The organism is Bradyrhizobium sp. LA6.8 (assembly GCF_040547935.1).
Lineage (GTDB): Bacteria > Pseudomonadota > Alphaproteobacteria > Rhizobiales > Xanthobacteraceae > Bradyrhizobium > Bradyrhizobium barranii.
The window spans coordinates 354,740-372,185 of sequence record NZ_JBEPQQ010000005.1 but is presented as its reverse complement, the minus strand read 5'-3'; the positions used below and the strand labels follow the sequence as shown (position 1 = coordinate 372,185).

At 64.2% G+C, this 17,446-nt stretch carries 20 protein-coding genes; 3 read left to right on the top strand and 17 right to left on the bottom strand.

What is annotated here, in order from left to right:
• The first annotated feature begins 57 nt into the window (after positions 1-57).
• Positions 58-972, top strand: coding sequence for a DMT family transporter (locus ABIA90_RS25500; RefSeq protein ID WP_354119720.1), 915 nt, complete (start codon positions 58-60; stop codon positions 970-972).
• Here ABIA90_RS25500 and ABIA90_RS25495 read toward each other — a convergent pair.
• From ABIA90_RS25495 to ABIA90_RS25420, 16 genes are all read right to left on the bottom strand, one after another.
• Positions 951-2,009: a YeeE/YedE family protein gene (locus ABIA90_RS25495; protein WP_354119721.1), complete on the bottom strand. Its 1,059-nt coding sequence runs from the start codon at positions 2,007-2,009 to the stop codon at positions 951-953. The genes ABIA90_RS25500 and ABIA90_RS25495 overlap by 22 nt on opposite strands.
• Positions 2,010-2,011: 2 nt before the next feature.
• On the bottom strand, positions 2,012-3,016 hold the full coding sequence (locus ABIA90_RS25490) for a quinone oxidoreductase family protein (protein WP_354119722.1): 1,005 nt from the start codon (positions 3,014-3,016) through the stop codon (positions 2,012-2,014).
• A gap of 180 nt (positions 3,017-3,196) precedes the next feature.
• The gene (gene paaK, locus ABIA90_RS25485) at positions 3,197-4,528 is read right to left on the bottom strand and encodes a phenylacetate--CoA ligase PaaK (RefSeq protein WP_247308059.1); all 1,332 of its coding nucleotides are present in this window, start codon (positions 4,526-4,528) and stop codon (positions 3,197-3,199) included.
• A gap of 46 nt (positions 4,529-4,574) precedes the next feature.
• A complete protein-coding gene (paaI, locus tag ABIA90_RS25480) occupies positions 4,575-5,024 on the bottom strand; it encodes a hydroxyphenylacetyl-CoA thioesterase PaaI (protein ID WP_354119723.1) in 450 nt (149 codons plus the stop codon).
• 55 nt (positions 5,025-5,079) lie between these two features.
• Positions 5,080-6,162 (bottom strand): 1,2-phenylacetyl-CoA epoxidase subunit PaaE, encoded by a 1,083-nt coding sequence (paaE, locus tag ABIA90_RS25475; RefSeq protein ID WP_354119724.1) that lies wholly within the window; start codon positions 6,160-6,162, stop codon positions 5,080-5,082.
• 2 nt (positions 6,163-6,164) lie between these two features.
• Complete coding sequence (paaD, locus tag ABIA90_RS25470) at positions 6,165-6,668, bottom strand: 1,2-phenylacetyl-CoA epoxidase subunit PaaD (RefSeq protein ID WP_354119725.1); 504 nt, start codon at positions 6,666-6,668, stop codon at positions 6,165-6,167.
• The gene (gene paaC, locus ABIA90_RS25465; RefSeq protein ID WP_354119726.1) at positions 6,662-7,438 is read right to left on the bottom strand and encodes a 1,2-phenylacetyl-CoA epoxidase subunit PaaC; all 777 of its coding nucleotides are present in this window, start codon (positions 7,436-7,438) and stop codon (positions 6,662-6,664) included. Before paaC ends, paaD begins: the two co-directional genes overlap by 7 nt.
• On the bottom strand, positions 7,438-7,725 hold the full coding sequence (paaB, locus tag ABIA90_RS25460; RefSeq protein WP_014496929.1) for a 1,2-phenylacetyl-CoA epoxidase subunit PaaB: 288 nt from the start codon (positions 7,723-7,725) through the stop codon (positions 7,438-7,440). Before paaB ends, paaC begins: the two co-directional genes overlap by 1 nt.
• Before the next feature lie 10 nt (positions 7,726-7,735).
• Positions 7,736-8,728: a 1,2-phenylacetyl-CoA epoxidase subunit PaaA gene (paaA, locus tag ABIA90_RS25455; protein ID WP_354119727.1), complete on the bottom strand. Its 993-nt coding sequence runs from the start codon at positions 8,726-8,728 to the stop codon at positions 7,736-7,738.
• Between the two features lie 75 nt (positions 8,729-8,803).
• On the bottom strand, positions 8,804-9,670 hold the full coding sequence (gene paaX / locus ABIA90_RS25450) for a phenylacetic acid degradation operon negative regulatory protein PaaX (protein ID WP_354119728.1): 867 nt from the start codon (positions 9,668-9,670) through the stop codon (positions 8,804-8,806).
• 202 nt (positions 9,671-9,872) lie between these two features.
• Complete coding sequence (locus ABIA90_RS25445) at positions 9,873-10,643, bottom strand: esterase/lipase family protein (RefSeq protein ID WP_354119729.1); 771 nt, start codon at positions 10,641-10,643, stop codon at positions 9,873-9,875.
• A 201-nt stretch (positions 10,644-10,844) separates the two neighbouring features.
• Positions 10,845-12,131, bottom strand: a complete 1,287-nt coding sequence (locus ABIA90_RS25440) for a DUF445 domain-containing protein (RefSeq protein ID WP_354119730.1) — start codon at positions 12,129-12,131, stop codon at positions 10,845-10,847.
• Between the two features lie 161 nt (positions 12,132-12,292).
• Positions 12,293-12,748, bottom strand: a complete 456-nt coding sequence (locus tag ABIA90_RS25435) for a phasin (protein WP_071915875.1) — start codon at positions 12,746-12,748, stop codon at positions 12,293-12,295.
• Between the two features lie 203 nt (positions 12,749-12,951).
• Positions 12,952-13,545 carry a GNAT family N-acetyltransferase gene (locus tag ABIA90_RS25430; RefSeq protein WP_063984735.1) on the bottom strand — a complete coding sequence of 198 codons (594 nt, stop codon included), beginning with the start codon at positions 13,543-13,545 and terminating at the stop codon, positions 12,952-12,954.
• Positions 13,542-14,624, bottom strand: coding sequence for a PHA/PHB synthase family protein (locus ABIA90_RS25425; protein WP_166350882.1), 1,083 nt, complete (start codon positions 14,622-14,624; stop codon positions 13,542-13,544). The genes ABIA90_RS25430 and ABIA90_RS25425 overlap by 4 nt, the downstream gene beginning before the upstream one ends.
• Positions 14,621-15,004, bottom strand: a complete 384-nt coding sequence (locus ABIA90_RS25420) for a hypothetical protein (protein ID WP_085404378.1) — start codon at positions 15,002-15,004, stop codon at positions 14,621-14,623. Before ABIA90_RS25420 ends, ABIA90_RS25425 begins: the two co-directional genes overlap by 4 nt.
• A gap of 164 nt (positions 15,005-15,168) precedes the next feature.
• Between ABIA90_RS25420 and ABIA90_RS25415 the strand changes: the two genes are divergently transcribed.
• Positions 15,169-16,083, top strand: coding sequence for an alpha/beta fold hydrolase (locus tag ABIA90_RS25415; protein ID WP_063984738.1), 915 nt, complete (start codon positions 15,169-15,171; stop codon positions 16,081-16,083).
• Positions 16,084-16,207: 124 nt separating this feature from the next.
• The gene (locus ABIA90_RS25410; RefSeq protein ID WP_354119731.1) at positions 16,208-16,672 is read left to right on the top strand and encodes a nuclear transport factor 2 family protein; all 465 of its coding nucleotides are present in this window, start codon (positions 16,208-16,210) and stop codon (positions 16,670-16,672) included.
• Positions 16,673-16,771: 99 nt separating this feature from the next.
• Here the strand turns inward: ABIA90_RS25410 and ABIA90_RS25405 are convergent, their stop codons facing one another.
• The gene (locus ABIA90_RS25405; RefSeq protein WP_354119732.1) at positions 16,772-17,446 is read right to left on the bottom strand and encodes a spermine/spermidine synthase domain-containing protein; all 675 of its coding nucleotides are present in this window, start codon (positions 17,444-17,446) and stop codon (positions 16,772-16,774) included.

Here is a 17,446-nt window from a genome sequence, read left to right as displayed (position 1 = left end):
TTTCAGGTGCCACTCCGGATGCTATCGGCCGGACTGGACTGCTTCAAGGATTTTGCGATGAACTCCCTCTCCTCCCGCGCGGCCGTCGGCCTGTTCCTGATCGTCGTGCTGGCCTGGGGCGTGAACTGGTCGGTGACGAAGCAACTCGTCCAGTTCCTTCCGCCACTATGGACTTCGGCGATCCGGAGCTGGATCGCGCTGGCCGGATTGTTCGTGATCCTCGGGCTGAGCAACAACCTGATGATCCCGGAGCGGCGCGACATTCCGGTGATCCTGAGCGTCGCGCTGCTGCACATGACGGTGTTCTCGGTTCTGGTTGCGGCCGGTGTGCGCTTCCTGCCCGCAAGCAAGGCCATCGTGCTCGGCTACACCACGCCGCTCTGGGTCGCGATCGCCGCGCCTCTGCTGGCGAAAGATACGCTGACCGCGCCGAAACTCGCCGGCGCCCTGCTCGGACTGGTCGGCCTTGCCGTGATCCTGAACCCGGCATCGATCGACTGGATCAATGGCAACGTCGTACTCGGCGCCGGCATGGTCATCCTGGCCGCGATCTCATGGGCTGCGAACATCATCTATATCCGCGCGCATCGCTGGATCGCGTCGCCGCTCCAGCTCCTGATCTGGCAGGTGCTCGTGGCAACCATCGTGCTGACCGGATCGGCGGTGGTCACGGATGGCCTGCCGCACACGGAATGGTCGTGGAAGCTCGTGCTGCTGTTCCTGTATTCGGGGCTGATCGGAACGGCGCTGGCCTATTGGGCGATGTCGATGGTCAACAAGAGCATCTCGGCCCTGACGACGTCGCTCGGCACCACCGGGACGCCGCTCGTCGGTATCGCCAGTGCTGCGATCCTGCTGGGTGAGCCGATCGACATGAGCCTTGCCGTCGCGGCCGGACTGATCGTCACCGGCATCGGTCTCGCGACGCTGGGCGACCGGCTGCTGCGCGGTCAAGCCACCGCGAGCGGCTGAACCCGCAGTGCACCGCGCAGGCCGGCCGACGTGCCGAGCAGGATGCCGGCGACCGCGACGAACGAGCCCAGAGCAAGCGTCGATACGCCGGTGAGCCCCTGCCCGATCGAGCAGCCGAACGCCATCACGCCACCGATCCCCATCAGCGCGGCGCCACCGGCAGACCGCAGCATGTGGCGCGGCGAGGAATAACCTTCGAGGTGAAAGCGGCCCGTAGCGAGTGCGGTGACGAGACTGCCGACGAGAACGCCGGCCACGGTGGCGATGCCGAAGTTGAGCGTCAGACCGGTCGAGAGCATGGCGTATTGCAGGCTATCGGCGATCGGCGCGACGAAGGTCAGCGACGTCACCGGGACCGGATTGAAATCGTCGGCGCCGAGATAGCCGGTGACGAACCAGCCGCTGGCGACCAGGAGGCCGACGACGACACCGGCTGCAATCTGGCCGGGCGAACGCCGGAACGCCGGGTGCGCGAACGCAAACAGGATCAGCGCAACGACGATTGCAGCAGCGGCCAGCGCGCGCGAGACCGCTTCACCGGGACCGAGCGTCGCCAAGAGTGACGGCAGCGAATTGGCGTTGACGGTCGTTTGCGAGGCCTGAACCAGCGCAATGCGCGCCGGCGCGATCAGGCCCTTGAGCGTCATCTGCGCGGCGATGGCGAGCACGATCACGACGACGAAGGAGCGGAGATTGCCGCGGCCGAGCAGCACCAGCGCCCGCGAGCCGCAACCGTTCGACAGCACCATACCGTAGCCGAACAACAGGCCGCCGAGGAACAGCACTGGCACTGAGAAGGATTGTTGCAGATAGATCGACTTGCCGAGATCGACCATGCCGCTACCGGCAAGGAATTGGCTCGCAGCAACCGCAACAGCAATCGCCATCGCAAAGGTCCGCACCAGCCGCCCGTCTCCTTCGGCCAGCCAGCCGCGCATGCTGCTCATCAGGCAGAACCCGCTGAGCAGTCCGACGGCGCCATAGATGAGCCCGATGGTGAGCCCGGCAAGGATGACGAGTTGGGTGGACGAGTCCATGGTCAAGGCTTCAGGATCACGCGATCCCGCGACGAACCGGCGACCGCGACATAGGCCTCCTTGGCGCGCTCCAGCGGATAGATGGCATTCGCGTTGATCGGGAATGGCTTCAGGTGACCGCTCGCAAAGCCGGGGCCGAGGTCGCGCAGCACCGCGCCGGTCGCGGCCGAGGACAGCCCGAGCGTGTCGATGCCGACATAGGTATGTTGCCCGCGGTAGAATTCGAGGATGTTGAACTGCACGATGCGGTCGATCGCGGCGATCAGGATCTGGCGGCCGCGCAATCCGAGCGACTTGTGCGCGGCCTGGAAATAGGGATCGCCGACGGTGTTGAAGACGATGTCGGCCCCCTTGCCGCCGGTCAGTTCGCGCACGCGCGTGGCGACATCGGTCGCCGAGGCGTCAATCACCTCGATGGCTGCGTTGGCATGGCCCTCGTAGGCTTCCGCCTTGCGCACCACGCCGATGACGCGCGCGCCCTGCCAGGTCGCGATCTGGACCGCGGCCTGACCGACCTTGCCGTTGACGCCGAACACCAGCACCGTTTCGCCGGGCTTCGGAATGCCGGCGCGGCGAAAGCCTTCCATTGCGGTGACGAAGGGCACGCCGATGCCGGCGGCCTCCTCCCAGGACACCGTCTTCGGCTTCTCCACCACGGCGTCGGCTTCGACGACGAGATGGCTGGCGTGGGTGCCGTCGCGGCGGATGCCGAGATCGCCGGAGGAGCCGAACACCTCGCGGCCGATCGTATCGGCCGGCCCGTCAATCACCACGCCGGCATAATCGCGGCCGGGCGTACGGGGGAAGACCGCATAGGGCATCAGCCCGGTCGCAGCCTTCACATCGGACGGGTTGACGGCGGCGGCCCTTATCTCGATCAGGAGATCCTTCGGACCGCGCGCGAGCATATGATGCTCGATCAGCGGCGCGATCGCCGCAGCATTATCGGCCTTGGCATTGAGGCGGACGCAGCGCGCTTCGACGGTTTTGCGATCGGCTGGTGACATCGAAAGACCCACGATTTCTCGCGGGCCTTGTCGCCTTTGGGACCGGTCAAGTCAACCGCCTCCCCTCGTCCTGAGGAGTCGCGCGAGCGGCGTCTCGAAGGATACAGGCCCGCGCTGCAGCATCCGGGCCTTCATGGTTCGAGACGCGCCTTCGGCGCTCCTCACCATGAGGAGCGACAGCTAGTCCTTCGGCCGCTTGTCGTAGAGGCGCTTGGCCTTGCCCAGCGAGCGCTCCAGCGTGGCGGGGGCGACCACACGCACGTTGGAGCTGATTCCGATGGTGTTCTTGATGTGGGTCGAAATGCGGTCGGCGTGATCGACGAGCCCCCGGCCGTCCCAGCTCTCCGGGCGCGCCTCGGCAATGATGGTCAGCTCGTCCATGCGGCCTTCGCGGGTGAGTTCAAGAATGAAATGCCCGCCGCACCAGTCGGTCGCAAGCAACACCTCCTCGATCTGGGTCGGAAACAGATTGACGCCGCGCAGGATGATCATGTCGTCGGAGCGGCCCGTCACCTTCTCCATCCGCCGCATGCCCGGCCGCGCCGTGCCCGGCAGCAGCCGCGTCAGGTCACGGGTGCGATAGCGGATCACCGGGAAGGCTTCCTTGGTCAGCGAGGTGAAGACCAGCTCGCCCTTCGCGCCATCCGGCAGCACCGCGCCGGTCTCCGGGTCGATCACCTCGGGATAAAAATGGTCCTCCCAGATGTGCAGACCGTCCTTGGTCTCGATGCATTCCTGCGCGACGCCGGGGCCGATCACTTCAGAGAGACCATAGATGTCGGTCGCGTCCATGTCGAAGGCGTCCTCGATCTCGCCGCGCATCGCGTTGGTCCAGGGCTCGGCGCCGAAGATGCCGACCTTGAGCGAGCATTGGCGCGGGTCGAGCTTCTGGCGCTTGAACTCGTCGAGGATCGCCAGCATGTAGCTCGGCGTCACCGTGATGATGTCGGGCCGGAAATCGTTGATGAGCTGCACCTGCCGCTCGGTCATGCCGCCGGAGATCGGCACCACGGTGCAACCAAGTTTTTCGGCGCCGTAGTGCACGCCCAATCCGCCGGTAAACAGGCCGTAGCCATAGGCGTTGTGGATGATCATGCCCGTGCGGCCGCCGGCGGCGCGGATCGAGCGCGCCATCACCTCCGACCAGGTATCGATGTCGCGTTGCGTATAGCCCACCACGATCGGCTTTCCCGTGGTGCCGGAGGAGGCATGCACGCGCACCAGCTTTTCGCGCGGCACGGCGAACATGTTGAAGGGATAATTGTCGCGCAGATCCGTCTTCACCGTGAACGGGAATTTCGCGAGATCGGAGAGTTCGCGAAAGTCGGACGGATGCACGCCGGCCTTGTCGAAGGCCTGGCGGTAATGCGCGACGTTGTCGTAGGCATGCTTCAGCGACCAGGCCAGCCGCTGCTTTTGCAGCGCCATGATCTCGTCACGTGACGCGCGCTCATGCGCGTCCATCTCGGCACGATAGGCGTTGCCACCTTCCTTGAGCCTCGTCAGAGCCATGCTCGTTTCCCCACATTGGTTGGTTCTTTTTATTGGTTGGTTCTTTTTATTGATCTTGCGTCGGCAGCCACGTGCCGGGAATGACACGCGAATGCCCCCGGAATTCCGCGATGACGGTGTCGCCGGCTGTCACGCGCACGTCGTAGATGCCTGAGCGTCCGCTACGGCTGACCTCGCGCGCTTTTGCAACGAGGCGGTCACCAAGCTTGCCCGGCTTGATGAAGGTGATCTGGCCCTGTGCCGCCACGACACGTTCATTGTGCGAATTGCAGGCAAAGGCGAAGGCGGAATCGGCCAGCGTGAAGATGAAGCCGCCATGGGCGATGCGCTGGCCGTTGACCATGTCCGGCCGCACATTCATCGCCAATGTCGCGAAGCCCGGACCGATCTCGACGATCTCCATGCCGAGACCCTTGGAGGCATCATCCTCCGCCCACATCGCGTCGGCGCAGGCGCGGGCAATATCCTCGGGCGACAGGTTGGCTTTGACGTTCACGCGCTTCTCCGGGCCAAGTGTTTGGCCATAATGCTCTGCTGCCTGGCCATAACTGTCAAACGTGATCGTAATCGACGACGACCCGCTCCGACGACGGCTTTGCCTGGCAGGTCAGGACGAAGCCGGCCTTCAACTCCCAGGGCTCCAGCGAATAGTTGATGTCCATCGGCGCCTCGCCCTCGACCAGCTTGGCGCGGCAGGTCGAGCACATGCCGCCCTTGCAGGCGAAGGGCAGATCGACACCGGCGCGCAGCGCGGCATCGAGGATCGCCTCATCCTCGGCGACCGGCACGTCGCGGCGCTTGCCGTCGATGATCAGCGAGGCGATCGCCTTCGGCGGCGCGTCGGGTGCAACGATCTTCTTCGGTCGCGGCTTGCCGCCGAATTCGGAGACGAAGCGCTCCACGTGGATGCGCTCCTCCGCGATGCCGAGATCCCTGCAAGTGGCCTCGATCTCCTCGCTCATGCCGGATGGACCGCAAATGAAGACATGGTCGACACTCGCGGCCGGCACCAGGGAGCGTAGCAACACCCTCACCTTGTCGCCATCGAGCCGGCCATGCAGGATCGGGATGTCCTGCTCCTCGCCGGAGATGACGTGGAAGATCGAGAGGCGATCGATGAAGCGGTCCTTGAGCTCCTCGAGTGCCTCCAGGAACATGATGTTGTCGGTGGCGCGGTTGCCGTAGAACAGGAAGAAGCGGCTGTCCGCCTCGCGCGCGAGCACGCCCTTGACGATCGACAGGATCGGCGTGATGCCGGAGCCTGCGGCAAAGCCGACATGGATGCGTCCGCTATCTGCCGGCGGGATCACGCCGAAGCGTCCGGTCGGCGTCATGACGTCGAGCACGTCGCCGCATTTGAGTTCATCCGCTGCCCAGTTCGAAAATGCTCCGCCGTCAATCTTCTTCACGGCAATGCGGATCTCGCCATCGTCAGGACCCGAGCAGATCGAATAGGAGCGCCGGACTTCCTCGCCATCGAGCATGGTGCGGAGCGTGAGGTACTGGCCGGGCGCGAAAGCGTAATCGCCCGCGAGTTCGCCGGGGACCGCGAAGGTCATCGACACGGCGTCGGCCGCCTCGCGGCGGAGGTCGTTGACGGTCAGGCGATGAAAGCGCGGTGCGGCTGCGGACATGATCAATGACACTTGAAATAATCGAAGGGTTCGCGGCAGGCCTTGCAGCGCCACAGCGCCTTGCAGGAGGTCGAGCCGAATTCGGACAGCAGCTCGGTCTTGTCAGAGCCGCATTGCGGGCACGCAATGGCCTGTTCGCCGAACAGCGCGCGGCGTGAGCTTGACGCCTGCGGTGGCGCGATGCCGTAGGCGTGCAGCTTGCGGCGGCCCTCCTCGCTCATCCAGTCGGTGGTCCATGCCGGCGACAGCACGGTGCGCACTTTCGGCTGGCGAAAACCGGCGCGTTCCAACGCAAGCTCGATTTCGAGCGCGATCATGTTCATCGCAGGGCAGCCCGAATAGGTCGGGGTGATCGCGACCTCGACATGATCGCCGTCGAGCACGACATCACGGAGCACGCCGAGATCGGCGATGGTCAGCACCGGGATTTCCGGGTCAACGACGCCCGCCGCGGCATCCCAGGCGCGCCGGCGCAGCTCGCCGTCGCGTTCAAGCACCGTCACCATGTCTGCCCCGGGAAGGTGCGTTGCATCGATTGCAGCTCGGACAGGAGATGGCCGAGATGCTCGCTGTGGCGGCCGGAACGCCCACCTTGCTGCATCCAGTCGTTTTGCGGCAGTGTGAGTGTTGCTTCGCTGACGACATCGGAGAGCGTCGTCAGCCAGCGACCGCGCAAGCTGCCGGGATCAATCGCGATACCGGCATGGATCAGGGCGCGCTCTCCGTCATCGACGGCGAACATCTCACCGGTGAAGGCCCAGAGGTGGTCGATCGCGGCCTGCGCCCTGGCGTGACTCTCACCGGTGCCGTCGCCGAGCCGAATGATCCATTCCGAGGCATGGCGCAGATGATAAGCGCTCTCCTTCTCGGACTTGGCGGCAATGGCCGCGAGCGTCGGATCACGCGAGGCCATCATTGCGCGCCAATAAAGGTCCGCGAAGGCGGAATAGAAGAACTGCCGCACCAGGGTCTGGGCAAAGTCGCCATTCGGCTGTTCGACCAGCAGCAGGTTGCGGTACTGCCTGACGTCGCGCAGGTAGGCGAGCTTGTCTTCGTTGTTGTCCTTGCCTTCGGCCTTGGCGGCGTATGTGTAGAGCTCACGCGCCTGGCCGATGAGATCGAGCGCGATGTTGGAGAGCGCCATGTCCTCTTCCAGCATCGGCGCATATCCGCACCATTCCGACAGACGATGACCGAGAATCAGCGCATCGTCTGCGCGGCGCAGCGCGTAGAGCACCAGCGGTGTTTCGGAGACCTGAATGTTGGCCACAAGCATCACATATGCCCCACTTCCTCAGGCACCTCATAGAAGGTCGGATGCCGGTAGATCTTCGATTCCGCCGGCTCGAACATCATGCCCTTCTCGGCGGGATCGCTCGCGGTGATCGCGGTCGACGGCACGACCCAGATCGACAGGCCCTCGCCGCGGCGGGTGTAGATGTCGCGCGCGGCCTGCAGCGCCATGGTGGCGTCGTTCGCATGCAGAGAGCCGACATGCTTGTGCGCGAGCCCGTTGCGGCTGCGAATGAAGACTTCCCACAGCGGCGTGTTCGGCGTGGCCATCGTGATCTCCTTATTCCGCGGCTTGTGCGGTCTGACGCTGCCCGCGCTTTGCAGCATAGCTGGCTGCCGCCTCACGCACCCAGGCGCCCTCATCGTGCGCCTTGCGACGCGCGGCAAGCCGATCGCGGTTGCACGGGCCGTTGCCGGCAAGCACCTGCTTGAATTCGGTCCAGTCGATCTCGCTGTAGCGCCAGTGGCCTTCGGCGTCCTGCGTCATGCCGGGATCGGGGATGGCGAGGCCGAGATATTGCGCCTGCGGCACGGTGGCATCGACGAACTTCTGGCGCAGCTCGTCATTGGAGAAGCGCTTGATCTTCCACTTCGTCGACGTGTCGCTGTGCTGGCTCGTGGCATCAGGCGGGCCGAACATCATCAGCACCGGCCACCACCACCTGTTCAGCGCATCCTGTGCCATCGCCTTCTGCTCATCCGAGCCGCGGCACAGCGTCAGCATGATCTCGTAGCCCTGGCGCTGGTGGAAGGACTCCTCCTTGCAGACGCGGATCATCGCGCGTGCGTACGGGCCATAGGAGCAGCGACACAGCGGGATCTGGTTCATGATCGCAGCGCCGTCGACCAGCCAGCCGATCGTGCCGATGTCGGCCCAGGTCAGCGTCGGATAGTTGAAGATCGAGGAATATTTGGCCTTGCCGGCGAGCATGGCGTCGACCAGCTCTTCGCGCGACGTGCCGAGCGTCTCGGCGGCGGCATAGAGATAGAGCCCGTGGCCGCACTCGTCCTGTACCTTGGCCAGCAGCGCCGCCTTGCGGCGCAAGGTCGGCGCGCGCGTGATCCAGTTGCCCTCAGGCAGCATGCCGACGATTTCGGAATGGGCGTGCTGGGAGATCTGGCGGGTGAGCGTCTTGCGATAGGCCGCCGGCATCCAGTCGTTCGGCTCGATGCGCTCCTCGGCATCGATGCGAGCCTGGAACTGCGCAGCCTTCGCCGCATCCTCGAGACCGCGATCGTCGGTCTCGGCCGTATTCAGCGCCTGGGTATACATGCGCATCCTCCCGTTTATTGGGAGGAAATATATAACAAAAATTACTTTATGCAATATATTTCTGTAACATATAAATCAGGCCTCGAACCTCCGCTCCAGGAGCTTTCGAGCCGGCGGCAGTGGCCCCTTCTCATTGGTTCCATGGCTATCAAGCCATTGTTCCGAAGGCGCAAGCAGCGCGCGATAGACCTCGCGGCAGACTTCACGTGCTGCCCTGCCAGGCCAGTCGCCGGGCAGCAGGCTCTCGGGCAGCAGCGGATCGCGCAACACGACGCGGCGGTAGTAGTGGATCAGCAGGATGCGCGCGGTGAAGGCGTCCGCCTCGGACAGATCCGCACCGCGCGCGATAGCGGCACGGAGCGGCTCGAACGTCTTCATGAATTTCAGATAGGCGTCAGCGGTGCGGTCCAGCGGCCAGCTCGCGCTGAGCAGACGGCGGCCACTGTCATCCTCAGCCGAGACTTCAAGACGGATCGCTCCGGCAGCCTCGTCCGGCACTGGCACGCCTGATGGCGCGACCCACACGCCAGGCAGCGGACTGCCGAAGCCGGCGTTGCGTAGCGCTTCGCGCGAGACGTCGCGATCCTCGCCGTTGCCGATCAGGAGCAGCTCGAAGCGCCCGGTCCAGTCCGACGATGGCGGATCGTAGATGTGGCGCGTGGCAGCCTCAAAGGTCTGACTTCCCTTGTCGGCCAGGCGATAAAAACTGTTACGGCCAACCTTTTCGCGCATCAGCCAGCCATCGGCAGCAAGGCGCGACATCGCGGTGCGCACCACTCCGGCATCGATGTCCAGACTCTCGAAGAACTCCAGCAGCGTGCCGAGCCACACCGAGCCGCCGCGCGGCACGATGGCGTCGCCGAACACGGTGATGACGATGGAGCCCGTGCGTGACGGCTCACGCTTGAGCTGGTCGATGATGCGGGACAATGGATGCGCCATGCCCGAGGCATAGCGCGTTTGGTGCGGCTGCGACAATGGACGGAGACGACAATCAAAGCGAGAGCCGGGCTCGATCCTTCGAGACGGCGCTTCGCGCCTCCTCAGGATGAGGTCTGATCACTTTCGCGCGGCATCACTAGCTCTCAGTCCTCATGGTGAGGAGCGCGGCAAAGCCGCGCGTCTCGAACCATGCAGGCCGCGCTTACCGATGCGGATCGGGATAGACCATGCTGCGCCAGCCGCTGCGGTCGAACGGCCGCCACTGGCCTTCCTTCTGCGCGAGGCGGTCGGCGACCGCATAGACGGCGGCGGGATGATGGCCCATGCCGCAATGGCTGCTCTCGACCTCGATGCTCTCGGTCTGCGCGCCCGTCTTCTCCATACAGCCCTGCCAGGCGCAGACGCCGTCGGTGCGGCTGAAGATGGCGGTGGTCGGCATCGGTGGCGGGACGGCGAGCTCGCCGCCGAACTGCGGATCGACCTCGTCGGACTTCCGCCCGCTCGCCCATTCATAGACGCGCCAGGCATTGGTCGAACGGGGGTCGCCCGCGAAGGGGCTGCCGAGCGTGATCACCTGGCGCACGCGCGCCGGCATCATCTTGGCGAGCTGGCGCGCATAGAGGCCGCCGAGGCTCCAGCCGACCAGGCTGATCTTGCAGCCATGCTTGTCGCTGAGCTCCTGCACGAGATCGACCATCGCATGCTGCACGCCCTCGCGCAGGCCGTAGTTACGGCCCTGGCGCCAGCCGCTTGCCGCGTAGCCCTTGCTGGTCAGAAACGAGCGTAGCGCGCGCGTCGACGCGTCGGAGGCCACGAGGCCCGGGAACACCAGCACCGGATGCCCATCGCCGCGGGGCGCGAGGCTCAGCAGCGGCAGCGCGCCGAGGAATGCACCGAACTCGTGGATCGCGCGCCCTTCCAGGAACATCAAGGTACGGGACGGCGGACGCAGCGTCTGGGCAGTAGCGGTCATCAATGGTCCCCTGGGCAGAATTGCTGAAAAGGCTACCGGTTGCGATGCCGGCAAATGGGTACGAATTCCAACAGTCCGGCTTCTCGAACGTTCCGCAACGCAGCATGAATCAGCTAGGCGGCCGGTTCCGGACATTCAAGCGGGTGAAGCCCAAGGCGACAATAGGCCGGCGCGTGAATGCCAGCGTCCGTGACGCAAAAGTCACAACCATCGAAGCAGGAATTCTACGGAGTAGAGCGCAAGACCTGCGAGCCCGCCGATCAACGAACCGTTGAAGCGGATGTATTGCAGGTCGCGGCCGATGTTGATTTCAATCAGCGAAATCAGCTGCGCCATATCCCACGCCTTGACCTGGTCGGAAATGAAGGTCGAGACACCGCTCTTCTGATCCGCAACGAAGCTGCGCAGCACCGCCACCAGACCCTTGTTGATCTCGCCGCGGAGCTCGGCATCGCCGGCGAGCGCCTCGCCCGCGGCGACGAACATCCCGGCGAGATGATGCTGCAGCACCTGCGTCTCGCCGCTCGCGCTGCGCTCGATGAAGGAGCGCGTGTTGGCCCAGACGGTGCGGGCGAGATCGGCAAGCTCGGGCCGGGCGAGCAGATCGCGCTTCAATCCGTCGATACGATCGATATAGGCCTGATCGGTGCCGAGCCGATCGACGAAGCCCAGCACCATGCGATCGAATTCGCCGCGAAACGGATGTTTGGGATCGCTGCGCACCTCGTTGAAGAAAGCGGTGGCGGACGCCACGATCTTGTTCACCAGAAACTTGTCGGCGCGATAGAGCCTGAGCAGGGTCGGCAACTCCGCGCGCACCTTCTCGCGGATCATCGCCATCGTCTCGGTCTGGTTCAGCGTCTCGTGCATCACGCGCAGCAGGTCGTCGAACAGGATTTGATGCCGCCCTTCCGCGACGAAGCCGCGCAGCGTGCCGGCCGCGAGCGGCGCAAGGTCGATCGCCTGGAGCTGCGAGGACATGCGGCGAATGATGAAGGTCATCAGACCCGAGCTTTCCGTCGCGGAGACGGCCTCCGGCAGCAGGCGCAGTGCGAAGCGCGCGAGATCATCGCTGCGCTTGCGGTCGCGCAGCCAGTCGGCAACGAAGGAGCCGAAATCGATCTCCCTCAGCTTGGCCTCGACCGGGCCGGCCTCGAGGAAATGCACTTGGATGAACTCGCCGAGCTTGTCGGCGATGCGGGCCTGATTGCTCTGGATGATCGCGGTGTGCGGGATCGGCAGGCCGAGCGGCCGCTTGAACAGCGCGACCACCGCGTACCAGTCGGCGAGCCCGCCGATGGTCGCAGCTTCCGCGAAGGCCGCGATGAAGCCGAACACGGGATGCACTGGCAGAAGCCATTTCGCGACGACGAACAGGGCAAGCGTCGAGGCCAGCACCAGCGTCGCCAGTGCCTTGATGCGGCGAAGCTCCGCCGCGCGTTCGGCGTCACCGGGGCTGTTGAAGGAGAAGGTGGCGGGTGGGGTCATCACTGCATCACCCTACTCGTCATTGCGAGCGAAGCGAAGCAATCCAGAGTCTTTCCACGTCGACGGACTGTATGCTTCGCCTCGCTCGCAATGACGGCAGCGCAAAAACAAAGGCCCGCCGAAGCGGGCCTCAAATTTCAGTTTGTACTCAAGATGCCGTATCAAGCGGTCTTGGTGTAGACCTTGGCAAAATTGTCCTGAGCGGACTTCGCACCGTTGGCCGCGAGCTTGCCGACATAGTCGGCGGTCGCCTTGGCGCGCGAGACGAAAACTTCGCCGCGGGCGCGGAGCAGGCTCGACTGGATCTCGACGGCTTCGCTGATCGACTTGGCGGACGCGAGCTTGTCGATGCCCGAGAAGAACGCCTCGGCGTCCTCGTAGATCGCCTGCTGGATGTTGCGGCTGATCTTGCCGGCCTCGGTGACGGACTCGGTCACCGCGTTCTCGACGGCGGCGGTCACGCGCTCGGAGCCAGCGAACACCTCGGCAGCACGGTCCTTGGCGGTGTTGGCGGACTTCTTGACGAACTCGCGGGCGGCCTCGGGAACTTCCAGGTTCTGGATGTTCTTGAAAGCGTCCTTGAAGCCCTCGAAGGCAGTGTTGGTTTCGGTGGTCATGGGGTTCTCTCCATCCTCATTGGGTTGAGCTATGGGCTCACCCCGTCCTCATTGGCCCGGGGCACGGCTTATATGACATAATTAATGGTGCGATGCAACATTCGTATTGCACTGCGATATCACGAAATCGTGAACAGCCTTAATGGAAGGCAATTTGCCGCCTCCCTGGCCAGACGGGTTCCCGGATAACGAGCCGGCCGCCCCTAATGCTGGACTGCACCCGGCAGCCCATAGGCCTCCATTTGGGCCTGCACCTGCGCAATATTGTGCCCGAGCACGACAATGTCGTGGGTCTTGCCGTCGACGTCCCGGACATGGTCCCGCAGCAGCGCCTCGGCCTTGAAGCCGAGGCTCTCGAACAGGGCGATCGCCGCCTGCTGGTCGACCGTCATCTGGACCGAAAGCTTTTCCAGGCCTGCGCCGAGCGCGAGCGCAAAGGTCTCCTGCGACAGCGCCCGCCCCACCCCCTTCCCGCGCACGTCGAGGGAAACAACCATCCGGATCTCGCCGACATGGGGCGACCAGGAGTGCGGATCGCGCACCAGCGTGCCGCAGCCGACGACCTTGGCGTCCCTGACCGCGAGCAGGCTGGTAATCGCGCCGCGCTCGATCTCCTTGACCCAGGCCGAGAGCACCTTCGGCTCGCTGATGTTGCGCGGCAGGAACAACAGATCATGGGTCGGCAGGCCCTTGCCGAAGGCCAGCATCGCGGCCTCGTCCGCAGGCGACATCAGGCGGATCTCGATATCGCCAGCGTCGGTCTTGACCTGACGCGGATAGGAACGCTGCTCACTCATGTCGATCTCTTCCCCAGCCAGGAATCCAGTTTCGGCCACAGCCGTTTCACAGCGTTGGCGCCGGCAACAAGCGAGACGTGACCGCCCTTCAGCATCACCTCCTCCTTGTCATCGGATCCGATCTTCGCGATCAGGTGTTTTGCGGCGTCATACGGCACGATGTGATCGTGCTCGGCGACCGCATGCAGGAACGGCACCTTGATGTCTTCGAGCTTCGCCGCGCGGCCGCCGACCGACATAGTGTCGTTGAACAGTTTGTTGTCCCACATCAGATCCTTGGTGATCGTGCGGAAATACTCGCCCGCAAGCGGCAGCGTGTCGGTCGCCCAGCGGTCGAACATGCGATACGATTTCACGAACTCATCGTTCCAGATGTTTTCCCAAAGCTGGATCTGGCTCACCGTGCGCGAGGCCGGGCGCAGCATCTCGAACGAGGACAGGATCATCTCCGGCGGCACGTTGCCGACGCTGTCGACGAGGCGATCGACGTCGAAATAGCGGCGGTCGGAGAAATTGGAGAACAGCTTCATCTCGCGGAAATCGATCGGGGTGGTGAAGCAGATCAAATTCTTCATCGGCCCGTCCTTGTGGATCGAGCCGTAGAGCAGCGACAGCACGCCGCCGAAGCAATAGCCGATCACCGAGACGTCCTGCTCGCCGGAATCGGCCTGCACGCGGCGGACGCAATCCGGGATGAAGTCGAGGACGTAGTCCTCCATGCGCAGGCTCTTCTCCTCCGGCCGCGGCGCGCTCCAGTCCAGCATGTAGACGTCGTAGCCGCGCTTGAGCAGGAACTCGATGAAGCTCTGACCAGGCACGAGATCGAGGATGTAGCCGCGATTGGTGGTCGCCATCACGATCAAGACCGGCACGCGGTAGATCTCGTCGGACATCGGCCGGTAGTGATAGAGGCTCATGGTGCCGCGCGAATGCAGCACGTCCTTCGGCGTCGAGCCGAGCGAAGGGCCCGAAGTCGAGAAATATTCGACGCCCTTGATGCTGCGCTGGATGGCGCGCTGCACCTCGGACTGGATGCGATCCGGGATCGATGCGAGATCTAGTCCGGTGGCTGCATTCATGTCTGCTCTCCGCCCTCGGACGGCGGGCGCCTGGTGCGCGGCGGTCGCAATGCCGTATCGGAGCCCTGAGATACGCCGGAACGTGCCGCCATCTGGCTCAGCATCCACTTGATCTCACCGATCTGGCCTTCGATGGCTTGCAACCTTTCGGCAAGGCCAGTGACCTGATCGCGGCTGGGCAGGTTCATGGAGACCAGATATTTTTCCATGAGCTCGCCGAGTTGCTTCTGAGCACCTGCAGCAACCCCTCCCGCGCGGTTCATCGCCTGTGAAAACTCGGGCGACGACATGGCCTGGTTGGCGAAGGAGTTGAACCCCTTCTCCATCTCACCAACCATCTTCTGCCACATGGCGACGGGGTCATTGGTCTTGTCGGTCATCGGCGTCCTCCTGATATCGAGAGCTGCGATGCCCTTCTTTTTTCGCCATACCACACCGTTGCGAGGGAGCGGTCAACCGGCAGGTCGCGCGGTGCGGCGCACACGGCTTCTTTGCGGCGGCAAACCGTGCGATACAGCATCGATCAGCAGGAGGGAACGCGCCCGTGACCACCCATCAGCCGCCCCAGACCATCCGCGCCAACGGCATCGACATCTGCTACGAGATCTTCGGCAACGACAACGCCGAGCCGCTGCTGCTGATCATGGGGCTCGGGGCGCAGATGATCCACTGGGACGATGCGTTCTGCGAGCAGCTCGCCGTGCATGGCTTTCGCGTGATCCGCTTCGACAATCGCGACATCGGCAAGTCGAGCCATCTGACGGGCGGCAAACGCCTGACGCCGCTCGAGCTGTTGAAGCTGCGCTTTCTGAGGATTCCCGTCGCCGCGACCTACAAGCTGATCGACATGGCGAAGGACACGGTCGGCCTGATGGATGCGCTCGGCATCAAGTCCGCGCATCTGGTTGGTGCCTCGATGGGCGGCATGATCGCGCAGGAGGTGACGCTGTCGTTTCCAGAGCGCGTGCGCTCGCTGACCTCGATCATGTCGACGACAGGCAATCCGCGTGTGCCGCCGCCGACACGCGAGGCCTCCGCGATGCTGATGGCACCGCCGCCACGCAGCAAGGAGGAGTTCATCGTCCGCTTCGGCGAGACCTGGAAGGTGCTGCGCGCCGGGTCCTTTCCGGAAGAGGAAGCGCTCGACCCCGATCGTGCCGAGCGCGTCTTCGCACGCGGCCTCAATCCGGCCGGCGTCGGCCGGCAGCTCCGCGCCGTACTCGCCTCCGGCAGCCGCAAGGAGCGGCTGCGTGGCGTGAAAACACCGACGCTGGTCATTCACGGCACCGTCGATCCGCTGGTGCGGCCCGAAGGCGGCAAGGACACCGCAGAGTCGATTCCCGGCGCAAAGCTATTGATGATCGACGGCATGGGCCATGCGCTGCCGATGCGCTTCTGGCCCGACATCATCCGCGCCATCGACAAGCACGCTCATGGGGCGGCGGCGCAGGCGGCGTAGACGCGACCGGTCTCCTCGCGGTGACCATGTGAGCTTCCGGTTACTCTCTTAACGCGAGCCGGGGCGAAAGCTATACAGGCCTTCCTCAATCGCAAGACAGAGGCTGCGGCCTCTCGGAGCTCACATGCATCTCATCGTCCGGTCCGTCGCAATGATTGCGGCTTCCATTCTCATGCTGTCCCTCGGCAACGGCGCTGCGCTGGCCGCCAGCGCGCAGGAAGAAGCCAACCGCGCCGCCGTGCTGGCCTTCTACGAGAAGGGCCTCAATCAGAAGGACGCCGATGCGGCCCTCGCCTATGTCGGCAACCGTTATGTCCAGCACAATCCGAATGCGCCCGATGGTCCGGACGGTTTTCGAAAGTTCATCAGCTTCCTGCGCGAAAAGTTCCCTAACTCGCACAGCGAGATCAAGCGCTCATTCGTCGACGGCGACTTCGTCATCCTGCACGTTCACTCCGTTCGCGAGCCCGGCAGCAGGGGCCGCGCGATCGTGGATATCTTCAAGCTGGAGAACGGCAAGATCGTCGAACACTGGGACGTCGTTCAGGACATCCCGGAAAATCCGGCGAACAACAATACGATGTTCTAGAGCCGTAGCCCGGATGGAGCGCAGCGTAATCCGGGACCACTCTTTGCGGATCGACCGCCCCGGATTTCGCTTCGCTCCATCCGGGCTACAAATCGCCGCCTAGCTCTTCCGCGCGATCCAGATCACATGGCGCGCGCCGCCGCCTCGTCCGGTGGCGCGGACATTGACTTCGTGCACATCGAAGCCGGCGCTACCGAGGCGCTTGGTGAAGGCCGGGTTGGGTCCCGACGACCAGACGGCGAGCACGCCGCCCGGCCGCAGCGCCACCTTCGCCGCTTTCAACCCGCTCGCATTGTAGAGTGCGTTATTGCCCTTCCGGGTCAGCCCCTCCGGCCCGTTGTCGACGTCGAGCAGAATGGCGTCGAAGGCCGACCGCTGCGCGCGGATGATCTCGCCGACATCGGTTTCCCGGATCTTCACCCTGACATCATCGAGACTGTCGCCGAAGACCTCGGCCATCGGGCCGCGCGCCCAGGCGACCACCGCCGGCACGAGCTCGGAGACCACGATCTTCGCCTTGCTCCCGAGCACAGTGAGCGCCGCGCGCAGCGTAAAGCCCATCCCGAGGCCTCCGATGAGGACAACGGGCTTTGCGACCTTCTCAATCTGCTTCGCCGCCAGTGTCGCGAGCGCGGCCTCAGAGCCCGACAGGCGGTTGTTCATCAGCTCGTTGGTGCCGAGCTTGATGGAAAACTCCTTGCCCCGCCGCATCAGGCGGAGCTCTTCATCCGAGCCGGGGATTTTGGCGGTGTCGATCTTTTCCCAGGGAATCAT

What these genes read in the sequence shown, in the direction of transcription:
- ABIA90_RS25500 (WP_354119720.1), top strand. Translation starts at nt 58, where the DNA reads ATGAACTCCCTCTCCTCCCGCGCGGCCGTCGGCCTGTTCCTGATCGTC.
- ABIA90_RS25495 (WP_354119721.1), bottom strand. Translation starts at nt 2,009, where the DNA reads ATGGACTCGTCCACCCAACTCGTCATCCTTGCCGGGCTCACCATCGGG.
- ABIA90_RS25490 (WP_354119722.1), bottom strand. Translation starts at nt 3,016, where the DNA reads ATGTCACCAGCCGATCGCAAAACCGTCGAAGCGCGCTGCGTCCGCCTC.
- paaK (WP_247308059.1), bottom strand. Translation starts at nt 4,528, where the DNA reads ATGGCTCTGACGAGGCTCAAGGAAGGTGGCAACGCCTATCGTGCCGAG.
- paaE (WP_354119724.1), bottom strand. Translation starts at nt 6,162, where the DNA reads ATGTCCGCAGCCGCACCGCGCTTTCATCGCCTGACCGTCAACGACCTC.
- paaD (WP_354119725.1), bottom strand. Translation starts at nt 6,668, where the DNA reads ATGGTGACGGTGCTTGAACGCGACGGCGAGCTGCGCCGGCGCGCCTGG.
- paaC (WP_354119726.1), bottom strand. Translation starts at nt 7,438, where the DNA reads ATGCTTGTGGCCAACATTCAGGTCTCCGAAACACCGCTGGTGCTCTAC.
- paaB (WP_014496929.1), bottom strand. Translation starts at nt 7,725, where the DNA reads ATGGCCACGCCGAACACGCCGCTGTGGGAAGTCTTCATTCGCAGCCGC.
- paaA (WP_354119727.1), bottom strand. Translation starts at nt 8,728, where the DNA reads ATGTATACCCAGGCGCTGAATACGGCCGAGACCGACGATCGCGGTCTC.
- paaX (WP_354119728.1), bottom strand. Translation starts at nt 9,670, where the DNA reads ATGGCGCATCCATTGTCCCGCATCATCGACCAGCTCAAGCGTGAGCCG.
- ABIA90_RS25445 (WP_354119729.1), bottom strand. Translation starts at nt 10,643, where the DNA reads ATGACCGCTACTGCCCAGACGCTGCGTCCGCCGTCCCGTACCTTGATG.
- ABIA90_RS25440 (WP_354119730.1), bottom strand. Translation starts at nt 12,131, where the DNA reads ATGACCCCACCCGCCACCTTCTCCTTCAACAGCCCCGGTGACGCCGAA.
- ABIA90_RS25435 (WP_071915875.1), bottom strand. Translation starts at nt 12,748, where the DNA reads ATGACCACCGAAACCAACACTGCCTTCGAGGGCTTCAAGGACGCTTTC.
- ABIA90_RS25430 (WP_063984735.1), bottom strand. Translation starts at nt 13,545, where the DNA reads ATGAGTGAGCAGCGTTCCTATCCGCGTCAGGTCAAGACCGACGCTGGC.
- ABIA90_RS25425 (WP_166350882.1), bottom strand. Translation starts at nt 14,624, where the DNA reads ATGAATGCAGCCACCGGACTAGATCTCGCATCGATCCCGGATCGCATC.
- ABIA90_RS25420 (WP_085404378.1), bottom strand. Translation starts at nt 15,004, where the DNA reads ATGACCGACAAGACCAATGACCCCGTCGCCATGTGGCAGAAGATGGTT.
- ABIA90_RS25410 (WP_354119731.1), top strand. Translation starts at nt 16,208, where the DNA reads ATGCATCTCATCGTCCGGTCCGTCGCAATGATTGCGGCTTCCATTCTC.
- ABIA90_RS25405 (WP_354119732.1), bottom strand. Translation starts at nt 17,446, where the DNA reads ATGATTCCCTGGGAAAAGATCGACACCGCCAAAATCCCCGGCTCGGAT.